The sequence below is a fragment of the Agaribacter marinus genome (assembly GCF_030160655.1).
Lineage (GTDB): Bacteria > Pseudomonadota > Gammaproteobacteria > Enterobacterales > Alteromonadaceae > Glaciecola > Glaciecola marina.
In genome coordinates this window covers 26,286-42,709 of sequence record NZ_BSOT01000010.1, presented here as the reverse complement: position 1 = coordinate 42,709, position 16,424 = coordinate 26,286, and the positions used below count along the sequence as shown (strand labels likewise).

Genomic DNA, 16,424 nt, shown 5'->3' with positions numbered 1-16,424 from the left:
TCCCAGTGTGGCTGATCTTCCTCTCAGAACAGCTAGAGATCGTCGCCTTGGTGAGCTCTTACCCCACCAACTAGCTAATCTCACTTGGGCCTCTCTTTGCGCAAGAGCCTAAGCCCCCTTTGACCCGTAGGTATTATGCGGTATTAGCAGTCGTTTCCAACTGTTATCCCCCTCGCAAAGGCAAGTTCCCAAGCATTACTCACCCGTCCGCCACTCGTCAGCGAAATGCAAGCATTTCCTGTTACCGTTCGACTTGCATGTGTTAGGCCTGCCGCCAGCGTTCAATCTGAGCCATGATCAAACTCTTCAATTAAAATCGAATTACAAATAAACTTCTTTTGTTAGAACACTCATTACGAGTGCCCACACAGATTGTCTTGCTAAATTGTTAAAGAACGTCGCTTGCGATGTGCCTTGTAGGCCTTGTCTCAAGCGGGGTGCGAATAATACGCCTCCCAAAGTTTTTGTCAAGGTTTTTATTAAAAAATCTTCAAACTATTTCTTAATTACTTACCGTATTTAATCACACAATATCTGGCAACAAATACACTGACAAACACACTGTCTGAAGCATTATCCCCTGACAGCGGAGGCGCATTTTACGGATCATGTTCAATTGTTCAAGTATTTTTTAAAGAAAAATGGAAAAAATATGTATTTAGTCTAGTATTCGTTCAGCGAAAGCTAAAAGTGAGTCTTTTTTCGACATGTATCACGAAAGCTTTAGCAAAAATTTTAGGACTTCCACCTAATATTCTTTCTTTTTTTCAACAGGAGTCAAAATAAAAATGAATAAAACAAAACAGACTATTATCTTGAGTGTAGTAATTAGTATAATCTCGTTTTTAGTGGTTTTTATTTACACAAACAACTTATTAGTTTCTTTATCTACCCCGGTTTCAATTACTTTTCTTCTCTTAATGACAAATAACAGTCAACTAACAAAGACCAATGAACAAAAAAGTGCCCAAGATACAAAAGACAAAAGCAGCACAACTTTGTACATCGGGAATTTACCTTATAAAGCAAATGAAGACACAATCAGAAGTTATTTCGAAAGTGTCTCACAAGTATTATCTATCAGATTAATGAAGGATAAGCGGACAGGTCGAAAAAAAGGTTTTGGATTTATCGAAGTCGAACAAGGAGAGGCCAAATCTGTTATCAAGAAATTAAATGATAGCGTGTTTATGGAACGAAATTTAATCGTAAGGCCTGCGAAAGATAAAGTAGCATAAATCAAACACCGAAAATTAAGTAAGCCAAATAGCCAACACACTAACACGTTGGCTATTTATATAAACTTCCCATTAAAAGAATGAAACTTATTAATAGCTCTCAATAAATCAGGCACTTGTACATCCTCCATTTGATTAACAATACCATTAATTATTTGCTTGTACTGTGAGCGAGAAGCAAATTTTGCTTCGACACTATCAGAGAGTTCGTACAAGTTTGAAACATATTCAGCCACTTTTCGACCAGCTTGATTATCATCGCCTGAGCTCTCGGAGTTAAAGTGCTTAATGGCGTCATATTGACGAATTGGTGCGAGTGATTCTTTTTGCCTTAGTTGTATTGCCGTAGCGATAATTTCTTGCTTTTCATAACCTTTATCTAACGCTCTATCATATAAAACGTTTATATCGTCATAATAGAATTTATTGGCCAAACTATCTGCCATATTGACCAAATCAGCGACTTCCTTTAATTCATGTTTACTCAAATCACCACTTACACTAAAAGATACGTTATTCTTAGCTGTGGTAAACCTAGAAACGTCTACATTTGTACCCTGTTGCTCTTGAAAGGAGACAGTTCCAAAAGTAAGGCCTATGTTTTTTCCTGATTTATTGGCAAAATTGACATTGTTAAGTCGTGTTTCTACAGCGTTAATTGGTGAGTTAACCTGATTGTATTTGTAGTCTTCAGGGATTGTAGATATTTCGTTTAAGCCTTTTTGCAAAGCGCTCTCAAGTTGAATAAGTTTGTTCAATGCCCCCTCAGACGACAACTCTCTCAATTCTTGAGAGGCAAGGGTAACGCCTTCAGATATACCTTTGCTAGCCTGCTTTTTGAAATAAACTAAGGCCTCTTCGTTACCTTGGTGCTTAACAATATGCATAGCAGAGCTTTTCAGCGACGTGAGTACATTAGACACAACATCGTCTAAATCGCTCCTGAGCAATAACTCGTGTTTATTATAAGTATCGTTTTCGGACACTGCACGTTTACCGTCAACGTTGAGCGAAGACCCGAATGACTTATTAATTGACGTCGACAATATACTAGCCACGACTGAATCATTTGCCGCATTTTTGGTATAGTGATCACCAACCTTACCACTCAAGCGCTCGCTTCTAGCAGTATTTGACTCATTGTCAAACGATTTACTGACACCAAGTTTTGCACTATTGATCGATGCTACTCCATTAATCTCTAGCGTATTCATACAACTTACCTCTCTATCCTCAACTCGTGTATCGGCCAACAAATAGAAAAACTTTAATTAAATCTTGGTATTTTTTTTTTCGCCGCTAAAATTCACGCCAAACGAAAGTGTTGAGGCATAAATAGTGGTCGAACAAAACCAACAATACGAAGAGCAATTAGGCGAAAAAAAACTGCGCTTAAGAAATTTATTGCAACCATTCTATGACGATGAAATCACCGTTTTTCGCTCTCATCCTGTTGGGTACAGAATGCGAGCCGAATTTCGTGTGTGGCATGACGACGACGATCTTTACCACATCATGTTTGACCAAACTACAAAAGAAAAATATAAAGTTGAAACTTTCCCGGCTGCCTGTGACCTTATCAATCAAGCGATGCAAGTTATCCTCCCTCTACTAAAAGTTAACGAAACATTACGCAGAAAATTATTTCAAATCGATTATTTGGCGACAACATCTGGTGAACTTCTTATCTCGTTGCTTTATCACAGACAATTAGATGAAGATTGGGTACTCGCCGCTGAAAAATTGAAGCAAGGTTTAGATGCCTTAGGTGCTGTGAATATTATTGGTAGAGCTAGGAAGCAGAAAATAATTATCCATCACGATTTTGTTACCGAGACGTTGTCGATTCACAAGAATGACTACACATTCGTTCAAATTGAAAATAGCTTCACACAGCCAAACGCGATAATAAATCAATGCATGATTGAATGGGCAATAGAAAATTTATCAGGAATAAAGGGAGATTTACTAGAACTTTACTGTGGCGCGGGCAATTTTTCCATTCCACTGAGTAAGCACTTTACCAATGTACTTGGCACTGAAATATCAAAAACATCTGTAAATGCGGCTCAAAAGAATATACAAAACAATAATATAAAGAACCTGAGAATAGCGCGTCTTTCCAGTGAGGAATTTGTCGAAGCATTCAACCAAACACGGATATTTAGGCGCTTAGACGGCTTATCTCTATCGAATTACAACTTTTCGACTGTACTGGTAGACCCGCCACGAGCGGGCATTGATCTTGAAACGATTGAATTAATTAGACAATTTGACCATATACTTTATATCTCCTGCAATCCAATAACACTGGCTGACAATCTGAAACTCTTAAACAATACACATATCGTTAGTAGTGCCGCGCTATTTGATCAATTTCCATTAACACCACATATTGAAAGTGGGGTTTTATTGAAAAAAATTAAATGATAAAGCCTAACTAGGGCGTGTTTTGCCTACGTATGCAAAAGCGCCGAGCTGCACAAATCGAAGTTGCACTTTAACTCTTTCAGCAATTTCGGGCACCTTTCTAGCGTCAGTATCTAGCGCTTCCGCGCCAGCGCTAAATACAAGTTTTACCATTGCTTCAGCTTGTAAACTTGAAACTTCTCGTGGCAACGAGAGATTATCAACAATATAGTCGGACAATTCTTCTGTGAAATGCTGTATCTCACGCATTACAGCAGAGCGAAATGCACTGGACGTTCCAGTGTGCTCTCGCAATAGTAAACGAAATACATTCCTGTTTTCGACAATAAACTCCATGAAGGTATCGACCGAAATGTTTATAACGCTACCACCAGATGCTAGTCGTTGTCTCGCTTGTCTCATTAATTGCCGAAGTGTTAAGCCTGACTCATCAACAAGTGTTAAGCCTAATTCATTGATATCGCCAAAATGTCGATAAAAGGATGTGGGGGCAATTCCAGCTGCTCGGGCGACTTCGCGCAAACTGATAGCGGTAAGTGTTTTATTCTCATCTAGTAGCGAGAACGCTGCATTAATGATTCTCTGTCGAGTTTGTTGTTTTTGTTGCTGTCTGTTCATAGTATTGATGTTTACACGAGTACTCTGAATTCTGCAAATAAATCTTGCCTTTGATGCGTCATAAAGTTAAATTAGCGTACAGTTGTACGCTGAAATATGAAAGTGAATATATTGTGAAAAAACCACCTATTATCCCTTTAAACATAGCAGTTTTTGCTATCACCACATTGGTTGCAGGGATTGCTATGCCACTTTGGGTATATTTCGAAGGTATTGATATCGTCGAAATTTGTACCGCAATAGCATTATTCTTTTTTACAGGAATGTCCATAACCGCGGGGTATCATAGACTATGGTCACACAAAACCTATGAAGCGCATTGGCTAGTTAAAGTTGTTCTTGCTATCGGTGGTGCAATGACTGTGCAAAACAGTATTTTACACTGGGCAAGTGATCATAGAGTGCATCATAGACGTGTCGATATTAACGATAAAGACCCATACTCAGCCAAGCGCGGATTTTGGTTTTCTCATATCGGTTGGATGCTACGAGAACATCCCGCTGAACGACACGAAAATTACGCCAATTGCAAAGACCTACAAAAAGACAAAGTCGTCATGTGGCAGCACAAACATTATTTGGCAATCGTCCTTTGTGCTAACTTTGGTATCACCGGAATGTTGGGGTTTATCAATGGCGATATCATAGGCATGATTTTAATTGCGGGTGTTGCGAGATTAGTTATCGTTCACCATATAACATTTTTCATCAATTCCCTGGCGCATATTTGGGGACGTCGCCCATATACAAACGCGAATACAGCGAGGGACAATGGCATTATTGCATTGTTTACGTTCGGAGAAGGCTACCATAACTATCATCATATTTTCGAGTACGATTATCGAAATGGTATACATTGGTGGCAATATGATCCGACTAAATGGTTGATCAGGGTATTAGCAATGGTTGGATTAACCAAAAACTTGCGAAGAACACCAGAAGAAAGAATTGAAAAAGCGAAGCTTCAAATGCAACTACAGCATGCTAAATCTAAGCTTGTAAATCTGCCAAATACCGAAGAAATAGTACTAAAAATGCAAAAAGAATATGATCTACTGGTCCAAAAAATGGCTGAATACTATGCGGTCAGAAAAAAACTATTATCACACAAAACAGGCGAACTTAAAGCATCATATGAAAAGTTTGAGTTAGATTTTGCCTACAAAGAATTAAAACAAAGTTTCATTCTACAAAAACAGAAGTGGCAACAGGTATATGCATTTTATATGGCACCAGTCTCCTCTTAATTCTCAAGAATATGTGCGTCTTTTAACACAAAAAAAGCCTTCCAATTGGAAGGCTTTTTGAAATTACCAATCAAAAATCATCAATCGTCGATTTTTGTTAACTTTGTCAGTTTTGCGAGTTTTTCAGCCGTAGTATCACGATGAGCAATCACCGTAATATTTAGCGTCTTAGGATCCATGAGCATAGTAGCCATAACATACTCGTTAGACTCCACAGCATCATTCCAGAAAGATGTCTGGGATTTACTAAAACTATCGCTAGTCTCAATCTTCGTACTGATACATTTTGCATCAACTTCAAATGTTTGCTTGTCCATACAAGAAAAACTATTTTTAGTAGGTGCTGTATTTTCAGCAGCAATGATAGAGAAGCTCGATAAAGCCAACAATATAGTAGCAATTTTTTTCATGTGCATCTCCTCATAAGTAATGTGAAATAAAGTATATAGATGAATAACAAAAAATTCAATCAAAAAACGCCCTAATATTACAAAAGTATTACAAAAAATTGAAAATACAATGAATTTAGCGCATTTTTAGGCATTTTATTTCATATTTAAAAAAATATATGCCTTTTGTAGTTATCGGTAAAATATGAAAGATCTAAAATGAAAAATATTGAAAGACGTTTTTAAAATTGGGTATATCAGTGCATACAGAATGATTAACTAAGAAATATAGTAAACGCTAGAGAGGTAGATGGATAAGGCTATATACCGTCTCCATCTCCAAATTCATGAAGTCCACACTCTCGCTTAAGCCCAAAGAATCGAGTGTCTTGTTCTGACATCCCTTCTTGAAGAGTGGTCGTAGTATGCCAATCTCCAATTGACACATACCCTTTATCCCATAGTGGATTATAAGGCAGCTTGTGTTTTGTCATATATTGATGAAGCTGTTTATTACTTTGGTCAACAATCGGGTGTACTTTGAATTGCTGAGCCTGCTTTTTAACAACATCTAGTTGCATTCTTGAATCAGATTGAGAACGCCTCAAACCAGCAAACCAAGTACCTACTGACAATTCAGATAACGCTTGCTTCATTGGTTGAACTTTGTTCATCGCATTATATTTTTCAAGCCCATCAATACCTTGTTCCCATAGCCGACCGTACTTAGCCTCTTGCCAAGCAGGACTTTCCGCGGCTCTAAAAACCTGCAAATTCAAGTTGAATCGCTCTTTCAATTCTTCAATAAATAGATAAGTCTCTGAGAAGAGATATCCAGTATCCGTCAATACAACCGGAATTCCAGGAGCCACGGTATTTAGTAAATGCAGCATCACAGCCGACTGTGCACCAAAACTAGATGAAACAATATGTGTACCAGGCAAATTCTCAAGCGACCACTCAACTCTTTGGTGGACGCTCGCTTCATTTAGTCGTCTATTGATGTCAGTTAAGCCCTCTGAATCCATGCTAATATCTAAAGCACCCAATTCAGAGACATGCGCTAAGCTACTCATAAAAATCCTCAGCGGAATTTACAACTGCTTTTACTATCCCCGCTCTGATAACGAAATCACCAAACGCTTCATTGTCATTGCGTTCAGAGGCCCACTTACCAATCAAATCATCGATAACGTCCATTATTTCAGTATCGCTAATGTTCTCACGATACATTTTGGGGATCCGCGTACCAGCTTTATTTCCACCAATGTGTAAATTGTATTTATTAGGTCCTTTGCCCACTAACCCAATTTCTGCGAGCATTGCTCGACCACACCCATTCGGACAACCAGTAATGCGATAAATTATACTTTCATCAGCAATTCCATGCTTTTTAAGCATACCCTCTAACTCTGTAACCGCTTCTGGTAAATACCGTTCAGATTCAGCCATCGCTAAAGGGCATGTAGGCAATGACACACACGCCATAGAATTTAATCGTTGAGGACTAATACTGGCTGGCTTTAAACCGTACTTTACAGCCAAAGACTCTATTATTTCTTTTTGGTCTGTAGGCACGCCAGCGACAATAAGATTTTGATTTGCAGTTAAACGGAAGTCGCCTTTATGGATCTTGGCTATTTCCCGAACACCTGTTTTTAATGGCTTGTCAGGAAAATCTAGGATACGCCCATTTTCAATAAATAATGTTAGGTGATGCTTTCCGTCGATGCCTTCAACCCACCCAAACCTGTCTCCACGCTCGGTAAACTCATATGGTTTGCTTGCTTCAAACGAAACATTCGCTCGTTTTTCAACTTCAGCTTTGAACGTTTCAACACCCACACGTTCCAACGTATACTTCGTCTTGGCATTTTTACGGTTAACTCTATTTCCCCAGTCTCGTTGAGTAGACACCACGGCAGCGGCAACGTCTAAGGTTTTATCCAATGGAATAAAACCGAAGTCATCCGCTTTTCTAGGAAACGTAGATTTGTCGCCATGCGTCATTGCTAAACCACCACCAACAAGCACATTAAATCCAATGAGCTTGCCGTTTTCAGCAATTGCCACAAAATTTAGATCGTTAGCGTGCACATCAATATCATTTAGTGGCGGGATAACGACAGTAGTTTTAAATTTCCTAGGCAGATAGTTGTCGCCTAAAATAGGTTCTTGCTCTTGAGTAGAATCAACTTTTTCACCATCCAACCAAATCTCTGCATAAGCATTAGTTTTAGGCAATAAATGTTCACTTATTTTAGCGGCCCACTGCCATGCTTCCTTATGTACAACCGACTCAATAGGATTACTTGTACACAACACGTTCCTATTAACATCGCCCGCAGTTGCAATAGAATCAATTCCTGTTTTGTTAAGGGTTTGATGCATTGTTTTGATATGCGGTTTTAAGACACCATGGAATTGGAATGTTTGTCGAGTTGTTAATCGAACGCTACCATAAATAGTACTTTCTTCAGCAAACTTCTCTATTTCAAGCCATTGTTGTGGCGTAATAACACCACCCGGTAATCTAGCTCTAAGCATCACATTATGTAAAGGCTCTAATTTTTGCTTAGCTCGCTCACCACGGATATCTCTGTCATCTTGTTGATACATACCATGAAAACGAATTAGCTGAAAATTATCGGCAACGAATCCACCAGTCAAATCGTCACTCAAGTCTTCCAAAATAGTACCGCGCAAATGGCGACTTTCTCTTTTTAAGCGTTCGTTATCAGATAATTTACCCTCAACGATAAGTGTATTCTTGTCACTCATTAGTATACATCCTTCTGATAACGTTTAGCTTTACGCAAGCCAACTAAGTATTCTTTTGCTTCTTTTTCCGAGCGTTGACCATGTTCTTGTATAAGGTCAAGTAATGCTGTTTCAACATCTTTTGCCATTCTGAGCGCGTCACCACAAATATATACGTGAGCCCCCTCTTCAAGCCAAGCAAAAAGTTCTTTGCCATTTTCTTTTATACGATGCTGAACATAAATTTTCTCAGCTTGGTCGCGCGAAAACGCTAAGCTAATCTTAGTTAACAAACCAGATTTCTTGTATCCTTGCCATTCAGTCTGATATAAAAAATCTTGTGTAAAACTAGGATTACCAAAAAACAACCAATTCTTACCCGTTGCTTCACGCGCATCACGTTCTTGCATAAATGCTCTAAATGGCGCTATGCCTGTCCCTGGACCAATCATAATGACGGGCGTGTTATCATCGCTCGGCAGTCTAAAGTTATCATTGCTTTCAACAAAAACTCTTACTTCTGCACCTTCTTCCAAGCGAGTTGACAGAAAACCGGAAGCCCCGCCTTGATGCTCATAACCAAATGCTTCATAAGCAACATGCGCAACAGTTAAATGTACTTCGTCCTCAACTTCTGATTGCGCAGATGCAATGGAGTACAAACGAGGAGAAATAGCTCTTAATGCATCCACCAAGGTTTGAGCACCAATTTTGGAAGGATATTTTTCTACAATATCAACGATCTGATGTTCTTCTAAAAATGCCCGAAGCGCTGTTTTATCTGCTAGCAAGTCTGCCAACGCAGAGTTTTCTGATGCCAGTTGATAAGCTTGAACAAAGCCGGGGTAGCTTAATGTTAATTCTAATTTCTCAGATAATGCATCTGCTAACGAAAAACTGTCCCCACCAATAACTATCTGATCGTCTCCGTTAGTGCCAGTGGCGGCAATAACGCGCTCAACCAAGGCTTGATCATTGACAAACCAAACACCTAAGGCATCGCCTACTTGATACTGGATATCGGAACCTTCGAGCGAAATTTCAATATGACGAATATCTTTAATCGAATCACGGCCAGTAATTTTAATGCTTTCAGACAAGTTTGCCGAAAATGGATTTTGTTTGGTGAACACACTCGCTTGTGAAGCGGATGCGATACTCTGCGAAACTACCTGAGTTGCCCCAGACGAAGCGGAAACCAGCTCTTCAAGCTTTTTAGTGAGTGATTCCGTCCAACTTGCAATAGACGCTTCATAGTCAACGTCACAGTCTAAACGTTCAATTAAGGGCGACGCGCCTAGCTTACTTAAGCGCTCATCAAAGTCTTTGCCTGTTTGGCAAAAGAACTCATAACTGCTATCACCAAGACCAACCACCGCGTATTTCAAATTTGCAAGTTTGGGCGCTTTTTTACCTCCCAAGAACTCATGAAATTCTATGGCGTCATCTGGCGCATCTCCTTCACCATGCGTACTCACAAAAGTAACAAGGTATGACTCATCTTTAATTTTGCGAGGCTTATAGTCGGCCATGTTAACTAAATTAACTGTTAAACCTTTAGCGTTTAATATTTCGGCATAATCACTGGCTGCGTGTTTCGCATTTCCAGTTTGTGATCCATACATGACTGTTATTGATGCTGACGCAGCAGAGTTTTGTGACTCGACACTAGCAATCGTTCCTGTATCACCAGCTTGGCCTTGAGCCATTCCAGCTAAAAATCCACTCGTCCATACGAGTTGGTCTCGTGAAAGCCCAGACACTGCTTGCGTAATTTTGCTTAACTGTTGCTCTTGCAATGGTACAAAAGCATTCGTAGAATTATTTGTTGACATCAAAAAACCGCTAATCTTATTTCATAGTATAAGATTAGCGGCTTTTAATCATAACGTGAAAGAATTAAAAATGATTTTTTATACAAATTAATGCTGAAAGAACCAAAATATTAGAAGTGAATTTCGATTCCAGCAAACGCACCGTCAAACTCTAGATCCGCATATATGCCGTCTATGTCTTCGATATCGAGGGTAGTTGAACGATAGCCAGCTTGAATAGTAAAATCCAACGCCAACGATTCTATAAAGTTGTATGTCAATGCCGCTTGATAGTCACTTACACTATTGTCATCAATAGATAAAAAACTGCCTTCAACGTACGCGCCGATACCCGTACCAGGAATACCTACCGCTACGCGACCATATGCCATTGGAATAAAACCATCAAAGTCTTCCATAGCCATCCGTTGAGTTTCACTGTCTACGACTACGAATTCACCTGAAACCTGTTTGGCATTCACACCGATATCAAAGCTTGCTAAATCATTGTCTAATATTTCATAGTACAAAATATAGTCAGTGGTTGATAAGTCAATATTCGTGTCAAGTGTCGTATCGATAGGATAAACTTCGCCACCAAACGTAAACGTTGAAGATAAGTTGGTTCCGCCGTCAGTATCATAGCTAGTTCGCACCACTTTTATATTTGGGATAACTGGAACTAAATGCTCAAGCGCGACATAAAAACTTGAATTCGTCTTGTCTTCAAACCCAAACTGCGCAATGTCTTCGTCGCGAGCAAAACCGCCCTCAACGCCCATATTCCAACCTTGCGCACCGGCATATACACCTAATACAGTATCGGCACTTGTAGGCATAGACACAAAAGCCGCAACGATTGCGGCAGACACGAATATAGATTTTTTCATTTGTTAACCTTGATTAAGTAGTTCAGATAACTCTATCAGCGCTGCATTTGCTCTAGAAATATAGTTTGCCATGACTAAAGAGTGGTTTGCTACTAAACCAAAACCATCTCCATTAAGTATCATGGGACTGAATACAGTTTCTTGCGTCGCTTCCAACTCTCGAATAATTTGTTTCAGGCTAATCATAGCATTCTTTTTCCGCAATACATCAGCAAAGTCTACTTCAATCGCTTTTAAAAAATGCAGTAACGCCCAACTTGCACCCCGAGCTTCATAAAAATTGTTATCTAACTTAAACCAACTGGTTTTAGTTCTATTTGCCATAGGTTGAGGAGTTGATGTACTAGCATTGGGATCGCCAGCTAGATTTGTATTTATTGTTTCGGTGCCGACACTAGCACTAAGTCGTTGAGAATAACTTCCCAAACGCTTTTCAACTTGTTTTAGATATTCTCTCAAGTTATCAGCTCGAGCATAAAATTGGCCGTTAGATTCGCCAACATTGGCTAAACTATCTCGATATTCAACTAGCAACTCCAAGCCTTTGTTATATTCGCCTTCTGAAGAAGGGAGTATCCAATGATTACTATCTGTATTTAAAATAGGCTGCGCTTTAGTTAGGTACTCGTTGTCCAAAGATTGAGACTGAGAACGACTAAAGTCTTTTCGCATCGCTAAGGCTAAGTCACGACTCATTTCAAGTACCCCAAACTCCCAGCTTGGCATATTGTCCATGAATATTCCTGGCGGCATAATATCGTTAGTAATATAACCACCTGGCTTATTCAGCATCGTATCTATTGTGTGAATAAGTGTAGTTGTTGTTGTATACCCAACAACGACAGTATGATGATTATTCTCGGCATTCGAGACAGCCTCACGGCTCATATCAGCAATATCAGGTTCGAAGCTCCACCACCAGCCTATAAGTGTGATAATCAACATTATCGTCGCAATTAAAATAGTTACATTTTTGCTGGTTACTAGTGTTCGCATAAAACCCTCAGATTATACTTTTTCAGCGTCAGTGTACCGCTGTTAATAGCGATATCGCAACAACAAGATAGCTAAGACGTATGCCAATGCCACAGGGATTGGTGCGAAAATAAACGCGGCAACTGCCGCTCCACGCACCCACCAAGGGTCAACGTCGACTTGCTTTGCTAAACCTGCACAGACACCTGAAATTTTTGCCTTGTGTGGGTCTCGAAAAAACCGCTTGTCATTAATTACCGTTTTCATCAACTACCTCTGATAATAAATATTTAGACGATTGCTACTTCAATCGTTTTACCCTTCAACATTTATAAGCTTGAAATGAGTTAACAACATGATTATTGCTGCTGACCCTAAGTAAAACAACACAGGTGATAAAACCAAACCTAATAAATCTACATTAACTAACATGACACTATTCCTTATGACGCTTCTAGCTAAATAATTAGTCGTCTGAAGGTTGCGCTTGGTTTGACTCAATTTTTTTGCTTTCTACAACAAGGTCTTTAATCGTAACTTTGCCAACTTTTTTGTCACTGGGCGCTATAGATTCATAGGAGCTAGTAAGAATATCACGCTGGATAGTGGTATTAATTTCTCTAGTCACTTCAGCCAATGACGACTTAACCAATCCTGTAACAATCGTTTCAAGTGGGCTTTGCTCGGCTTGAGCTGAACCAGAAAAAGCGCAAGCAGCTACAAAAGTAGTAATAAGTAATTTAGTTTTAACGTTCATTTTACATTCCTCAATAAATTCAAAGTTTTAGTAGGGTTGCTTACGACTTTGTTAACCCATCATTCTGCTCAAGTCAGCATTACCAACTTAATAGCGAATGTCATGCCAGAATTTAAGAAAATAAAATTATCGTTATTTTTCAATATGTTAACCTATATTATTGAGAATATTTAAGAACAAAAGGAATTGCATTTATAAAAAATGGTCAAATTAACAAATTAAAAAGTAATTTTTGACCAAATTTTAGTTAATTTTTTACTGCTTGCTCAACAGCCTCATAAGCCATTTCAAGCAAATATGGATTCTCTTTCTCTTTAGGGGCATTTTGACTCAAAAATCGACGCCATATTTTGCCACCAGGCTGACTCTGGAAAAGGCCTAATGTATGACGTGCAATATGCCAAGCCTTACTACCATTAGCAATTTGCTCTTTCATATAAGCTGTCATACTCTGGACAACTTCAAGACGTGAGATGGGCATATCGGTCCGACTAAAAATTGCCGAATCAACTTCAGAGAGAATATAGGGGTTGCTATACACTTCTCGACCAATCATTACTCCATCAACATATTGAAGATGCGCTTTAGCTTGTTCGATAGACTTAATACCACCATTTATAGAAATATGTATATCAGGAAATTGTGCCTTTAAATTATATACTCGCTCGTAATTCAGCGGTGGGATCTCTCTGTTCTCTTTAGGACTTAACCCTTTTAGCCATGCCTTTCGTGCATGCACCACAAAATGTTCGCAGCCACTATCTACGATAGGCATAACAAAATCGGTTAAACCTTTGTCATCGTCCATATCGTCTATGCCAATGCGGCATTTCACTGTTATCGGAATGTCTACCATGTTTTGCATTGCAGTTACGCATTCAGCGACAACATTTGGCTCGGCCATTAAACACGCACCAAAACTCCCGTTTTTAACGCGGTCTGAAGGGCATCCGACGTTGATGTTTATTTCATCGTAACCTTTTGATTGTGCAATTTCAGCGCAACGCGCCATATCCGCAGCGTTACTGCCGCCCAACTGCAAAACAACCGGGTGTTCTTGAGGGTGAAAACCTAAATAATCCCCTTTGCCGTATATAATTGCTCCGGTGGTTACCATTTCAGTATATAAAACGGTATGTTTAGAGAGTAGTCGCAGAAAATATCTACAGTGACGATCAGTCCAGTCCAGCATAGGGGCAACTGATAACCGATGATCTATTGATGAAGAGTGTGAATACAACTTGAACCTTTAATTTAAATTAATGCCAGATCACGTCAAAATTTATTTTACATTTATCTATTCAGATCAGCTTTTAACGGTGAATATCAGATACAGAGCAAGTAAAACAAAAGTTTGAGGCTAACTTATTACAGCAAGTATATCATTTCATGGCATTAGAATTAACTTAGCTTCGCGTCATACCTCAAAAACGATAAACCAATTCCGCGGCACCTAAGATTGAGTCTCGATTTTCGACAGCAAATGAAGACGGCAACGCAAATGGGGGAAAATAGCCAGACCCAGTAATACGATGAACTTCGGCAAAAACAGACCAACGCTTGTTCAACTGATACTTAAGTCCTATGGACTTAGTAATCGAATGGTCCGCCCAACCTTCTAAACCAAGCGCTTTAAGGCGTTCACCTTTTTTATCATCTGCACTTCTGAAATAACGCTCCCACCTAGTAAGTAGAGTAAGTTTTTCATTTAGGTGATATCGCCCTTGTATATAGTAACCTTCCATCGGACGACGGGCTCCTACAGGAAAAGCAAGTAAATCCTTCACTTCAAAATTTCGATATGCGTATTCAACTACCAATTCAAAATTATTCCAATTTTTTTGAAAAGAGTAGATATAGTTAGTCAGTTCTACTTCGCCATCAATAACGCGAATTGCCATCGTATCAGGAGATATCCTAATGATGTCATTTGGCGCAGCCTCAAACGTTGGCGCAAACTGACTATATGAGAACGACACAAGATACCCTTTATATAACCAACGCAAATCGGTTAGAAATGCAGCGTCTTCGCGCCACCGTCCATCAACAAGCTTGCCTAATGAAGTCTCATTCATGCTGTCATCAAAATTGATTTCACCCAATGCTAACTGCAACTGGATACTACCAAAATCACTATCAAACGCTGAATTTATAGACAAACCATCAACAGATAAAAACAGGTTCCTATATACATCTAAATAAACAGATTGCGGGAGCAATATCGACGGTTTTGCTGTGGGGATATCTCTGAAGTCATTGTAAATACCCATTTTGTTCTTCACACGCCCAAGTGAGAACGTTTGTTCGCCAAACAATAGCTGATTGGTAACGTAAGTAATGTTTAAATAGTCAATTCTGGGTTTTTCATCAGAAAGGCTATCACCAAATTCTCGATAACTTATTTGACCATTTAGAGATAAATTACCACTCCAAGAATAAGTCGCATTAATTGACGCATCAATAATTGTCGCAGTGCGCCTCTCATCACCCAAAAAGTTATTATGATCGACATTAGCAATGCCAACCCCCAAAAACGCATTGGTTCTCAATTTACTTTGAGAAGCGTAAACAACTGCATTAAAAAACATTGTCGCTAAAAACAACACTTTGAGCAATTGCATGTATTTAGGCAAATACTTCATGAAATTACTCTTCAATAGGGAAAACATTTACTTGCTCCGACAGTGTATCTATTTCATCAATGTCCAATAACAAGTACCCAATACTAGCTTGAGTTGCTGTTATAAATTTAATTAATGAAGTTTTATCCGGTTTCTCAATAGGTAAAGCTCCCTTCCCTGCGAACACCCTCGCATCCCATGCTCTTGCCAATTGATATGGGTAGTAGTCAAACACGATTTGACTGAATCGTAATGTTTCAGGCGAGTTAAGAGGAAGAGTAATCAGAACCACCTTATTCCCAGACGGCAGAAGTTGCTTGCGTAAAGAAAAATATGCGTGAATATCGGACTTTGTTAGCGTAGAAATACTCTTATTGGTAATAGCGACAAGATGAAGGTTTTCGTTGGCACGAACATCGTCCGTTCCAATCACATACAAGATAAGGAAAACAAGAGCAATAAAGCGTCGCAAGATATTCAAATTTTACTTATGAACAATACCAGTTTATTGTTATACATTATTGCAGACTGTTTTTTAGTATATTTTTACATACGTACTTATGGTTTTTGTCTGCTTCGGTGAAGTTTAAGTATATTTTTGTCACTTGCCAAGTCGTTTTCATCAAGCGCAGGTAAGCCGTAATAGAGATTACAAAACATCGCAGAAAGATAATTGTAACAGGGA

The 16,424-nt window shown here is 39.1% G+C and carries 16 protein-coding genes and 1 rRNA gene; 3 read left to right on the top strand and 14 right to left on the bottom strand.

Annotation, left to right across the window (positions count from 1 at the left end):
* Nucleotides 1-313, bottom strand: a 16S ribosomal RNA gene (locus tag QQK00_RS17210); the annotation flags it as partial.
* 475 nt (nt 314-788) lie between these two features.
* On the opposite strand from QQK00_RS17210, the gene QQK00_RS17205 reads away from it, so the two are divergent.
* The gene (locus QQK00_RS17205; protein ID WP_284218917.1) at nt 789-1,238 is read left to right on the top strand and encodes an RNA recognition motif domain-containing protein; all 450 of its coding nucleotides are present in this window, start codon (nt 789-791) and stop codon (nt 1,236-1,238) included.
* 56 nt (nt 1,239-1,294) lie between these two features.
* Here the strand turns inward: QQK00_RS17205 and QQK00_RS17200 are convergent, their stop codons facing one another.
* Nucleotides 1,295-2,452 carry a hypothetical protein gene (locus tag QQK00_RS17200; RefSeq protein WP_284218916.1) on the bottom strand — a complete coding sequence of 386 codons (1,158 nt, stop codon included), beginning with the start codon at nt 2,450-2,452 and terminating at the stop codon, nt 1,295-1,297.
* A gap of 121 nt (nt 2,453-2,573) precedes the next feature.
* Here QQK00_RS17200 and trmA point away from each other — a divergent pair, with 121 nt between their 5' ends.
* Nucleotides 2,574-3,668, top strand: coding sequence for a tRNA (uridine(54)-C5)-methyltransferase TrmA (trmA, locus tag QQK00_RS17195; RefSeq protein WP_284218919.1), 1,095 nt, complete (start codon nt 2,574-2,576; stop codon nt 3,666-3,668).
* Between the two features lie 6 nt (nt 3,669-3,674).
* On the opposite strand, the gene fabR is transcribed toward trmA, so the two are convergent.
* A complete protein-coding gene (gene fabR, locus QQK00_RS17190; protein WP_284218915.1) occupies nt 3,675-4,286 on the bottom strand; it encodes an HTH-type transcriptional repressor FabR in 612 nt (203 codons plus the stop codon).
* Between the two features lie 113 nt (nt 4,287-4,399).
* Here fabR and QQK00_RS17185 point away from each other — a divergent pair, with 113 nt between their 5' ends.
* Entirely contained in the window at nt 4,400-5,533 is a 1,134-nt protein-coding gene (locus QQK00_RS17185; protein WP_284218914.1) for an acyl-CoA desaturase, read from the top strand.
* A gap of 80 nt (nt 5,534-5,613) precedes the next feature.
* Here QQK00_RS17185 and QQK00_RS17180 read toward each other — a convergent pair whose 3' ends face one another.
* From QQK00_RS17180 to QQK00_RS17130, 11 genes are all read right to left on the bottom strand, one after another.
* Nucleotides 5,614-5,943: a hypothetical protein gene (locus QQK00_RS17180; RefSeq protein WP_284218913.1), complete on the bottom strand. Its 330-nt coding sequence runs from the start codon at nt 5,941-5,943 to the stop codon at nt 5,614-5,616.
* A gap of 299 nt (nt 5,944-6,242) precedes the next feature.
* Nucleotides 6,243-6,998 (bottom strand): phosphoadenylyl-sulfate reductase, encoded by a 756-nt coding sequence (locus QQK00_RS17175; RefSeq protein WP_431307757.1) that lies wholly within the window; start codon nt 6,996-6,998, stop codon nt 6,243-6,245.
* A complete protein-coding gene (cysI, locus tag QQK00_RS17170) occupies nt 6,991-8,703 on the bottom strand; it encodes an assimilatory sulfite reductase (NADPH) hemoprotein subunit (RefSeq protein ID WP_284218912.1) in 1,713 nt (570 codons plus the stop codon). Before cysI ends, QQK00_RS17175 begins: the two co-directional genes overlap by 8 nt.
* Nucleotides 8,703-10,517 carry an assimilatory sulfite reductase (NADPH) flavoprotein subunit gene (locus QQK00_RS17165; protein ID WP_284218911.1) on the bottom strand — a complete coding sequence of 605 codons (1,815 nt, stop codon included), beginning with the start codon at nt 10,515-10,517 and terminating at the stop codon, nt 8,703-8,705. The genes cysI and QQK00_RS17165 overlap by 1 nt, the downstream gene beginning before the upstream one ends.
* 110 nt (nt 10,518-10,627) lie before the next feature.
* Nucleotides 10,628-11,386 (bottom strand): TIGR04219 family outer membrane beta-barrel protein, encoded by a 759-nt coding sequence (locus tag QQK00_RS17160; protein ID WP_284218910.1) that lies wholly within the window; start codon nt 11,384-11,386, stop codon nt 10,628-10,630.
* A 3-nt stretch (nt 11,387-11,389) separates the two neighbouring features.
* Nucleotides 11,390-12,382: a DUF2333 family protein gene (locus QQK00_RS17155; protein WP_284218909.1), complete on the bottom strand. Its 993-nt coding sequence runs from the start codon at nt 12,380-12,382 to the stop codon at nt 11,390-11,392.
* A 42-nt stretch (nt 12,383-12,424) separates the two neighbouring features.
* Nucleotides 12,425-12,628, bottom strand: coding sequence for a PspC domain-containing protein (locus QQK00_RS17150; protein ID WP_284218908.1), 204 nt, complete (start codon nt 12,626-12,628; stop codon nt 12,425-12,427).
* A 199-nt stretch (nt 12,629-12,827) separates the two neighbouring features.
* Entirely contained in the window at nt 12,828-13,118 is a 291-nt protein-coding gene (locus tag QQK00_RS17145; protein ID WP_284218907.1) for a hypothetical protein, read from the bottom strand.
* A 247-nt stretch (nt 13,119-13,365) separates the two neighbouring features.
* Nucleotides 13,366-14,358: a tRNA dihydrouridine(20/20a) synthase DusA gene (gene dusA / locus QQK00_RS17140; protein WP_284218906.1), complete on the bottom strand. Its 993-nt coding sequence runs from the start codon at nt 14,356-14,358 to the stop codon at nt 13,366-13,368.
* Nucleotides 14,359-14,542: 184 nt separating this feature from the next.
* On the bottom strand, nt 14,543-15,760 hold the full coding sequence (locus QQK00_RS17135; RefSeq protein WP_284218905.1) for a hypothetical protein: 1,218 nt from the start codon (nt 15,758-15,760) through the stop codon (nt 14,543-14,545).
* A gap of 4 nt (nt 15,761-15,764) precedes the next feature.
* A complete protein-coding gene (locus QQK00_RS17130; RefSeq protein ID WP_284218904.1) occupies nt 15,765-16,220 on the bottom strand; it encodes a hypothetical protein in 456 nt (151 codons plus the stop codon).
* Nucleotides 16,221-16,424: the final 204 nt, after the last annotated feature.

Bases quoted from the DNA above. Each gene is read 5' to 3' on its own strand.
- QQK00_RS17145 (WP_284218907.1), bottom strand. From the start codon at position 13,118: ATGAACGTTAAAACTAAATTACTTATTACTACTTTTGTAGCTGCTTGC.
- QQK00_RS17155 (WP_284218909.1), bottom strand. From the start codon at position 12,382: ATGCGAACACTAGTAACCAGCAAAAATGTAACTATTTTAATTGCGACG.
- fabR (WP_284218915.1), bottom strand. From the start codon at position 4,286: ATGAACAGACAGCAACAAAAACAACAAACTCGACAGAGAATCATTAAT.
- QQK00_RS17165 (WP_284218911.1), bottom strand. From the start codon at position 10,517: ATGTCAACAAATAATTCTACGAATGCTTTTGTACCATTGCAAGAGCAA.
- QQK00_RS17175 (WP_431307757.1), bottom strand. From the start codon at position 6,998: ATGAGTAGCTTAGCGCATGTCTCTGAATTGGGTGCTTTAGATATTAGC.
- QQK00_RS17205 (WP_284218917.1), top strand. From the start codon at position 789: ATGAATAAAACAAAACAGACTATTATCTTGAGTGTAGTAATTAGTATA.
- QQK00_RS17180 (WP_284218913.1), bottom strand. From the start codon at position 5,943: ATGAAAAAAATTGCTACTATATTGTTGGCTTTATCGAGCTTCTCTATC.
- QQK00_RS17150 (WP_284218908.1), bottom strand. From the start codon at position 12,628: ATGAAAACGGTAATTAATGACAAGCGGTTTTTTCGAGACCCACACAAG.
- QQK00_RS17135 (WP_284218905.1), bottom strand. From the start codon at position 15,760: ATGAAGTATTTGCCTAAATACATGCAATTGCTCAAAGTGTTGTTTTTA.
- QQK00_RS17200 (WP_284218916.1), bottom strand. From the start codon at position 2,452: ATGAATACGCTAGAGATTAATGGAGTAGCATCGATCAATAGTGCAAAA.
- QQK00_RS17160 (WP_284218910.1), bottom strand. From the start codon at position 11,386: ATGAAAAAATCTATATTCGTGTCTGCCGCAATCGTTGCGGCTTTTGTG.
- cysI (WP_284218912.1), bottom strand. From the start codon at position 8,703: ATGAGTGACAAGAATACACTTATCGTTGAGGGTAAATTATCTGATAAC.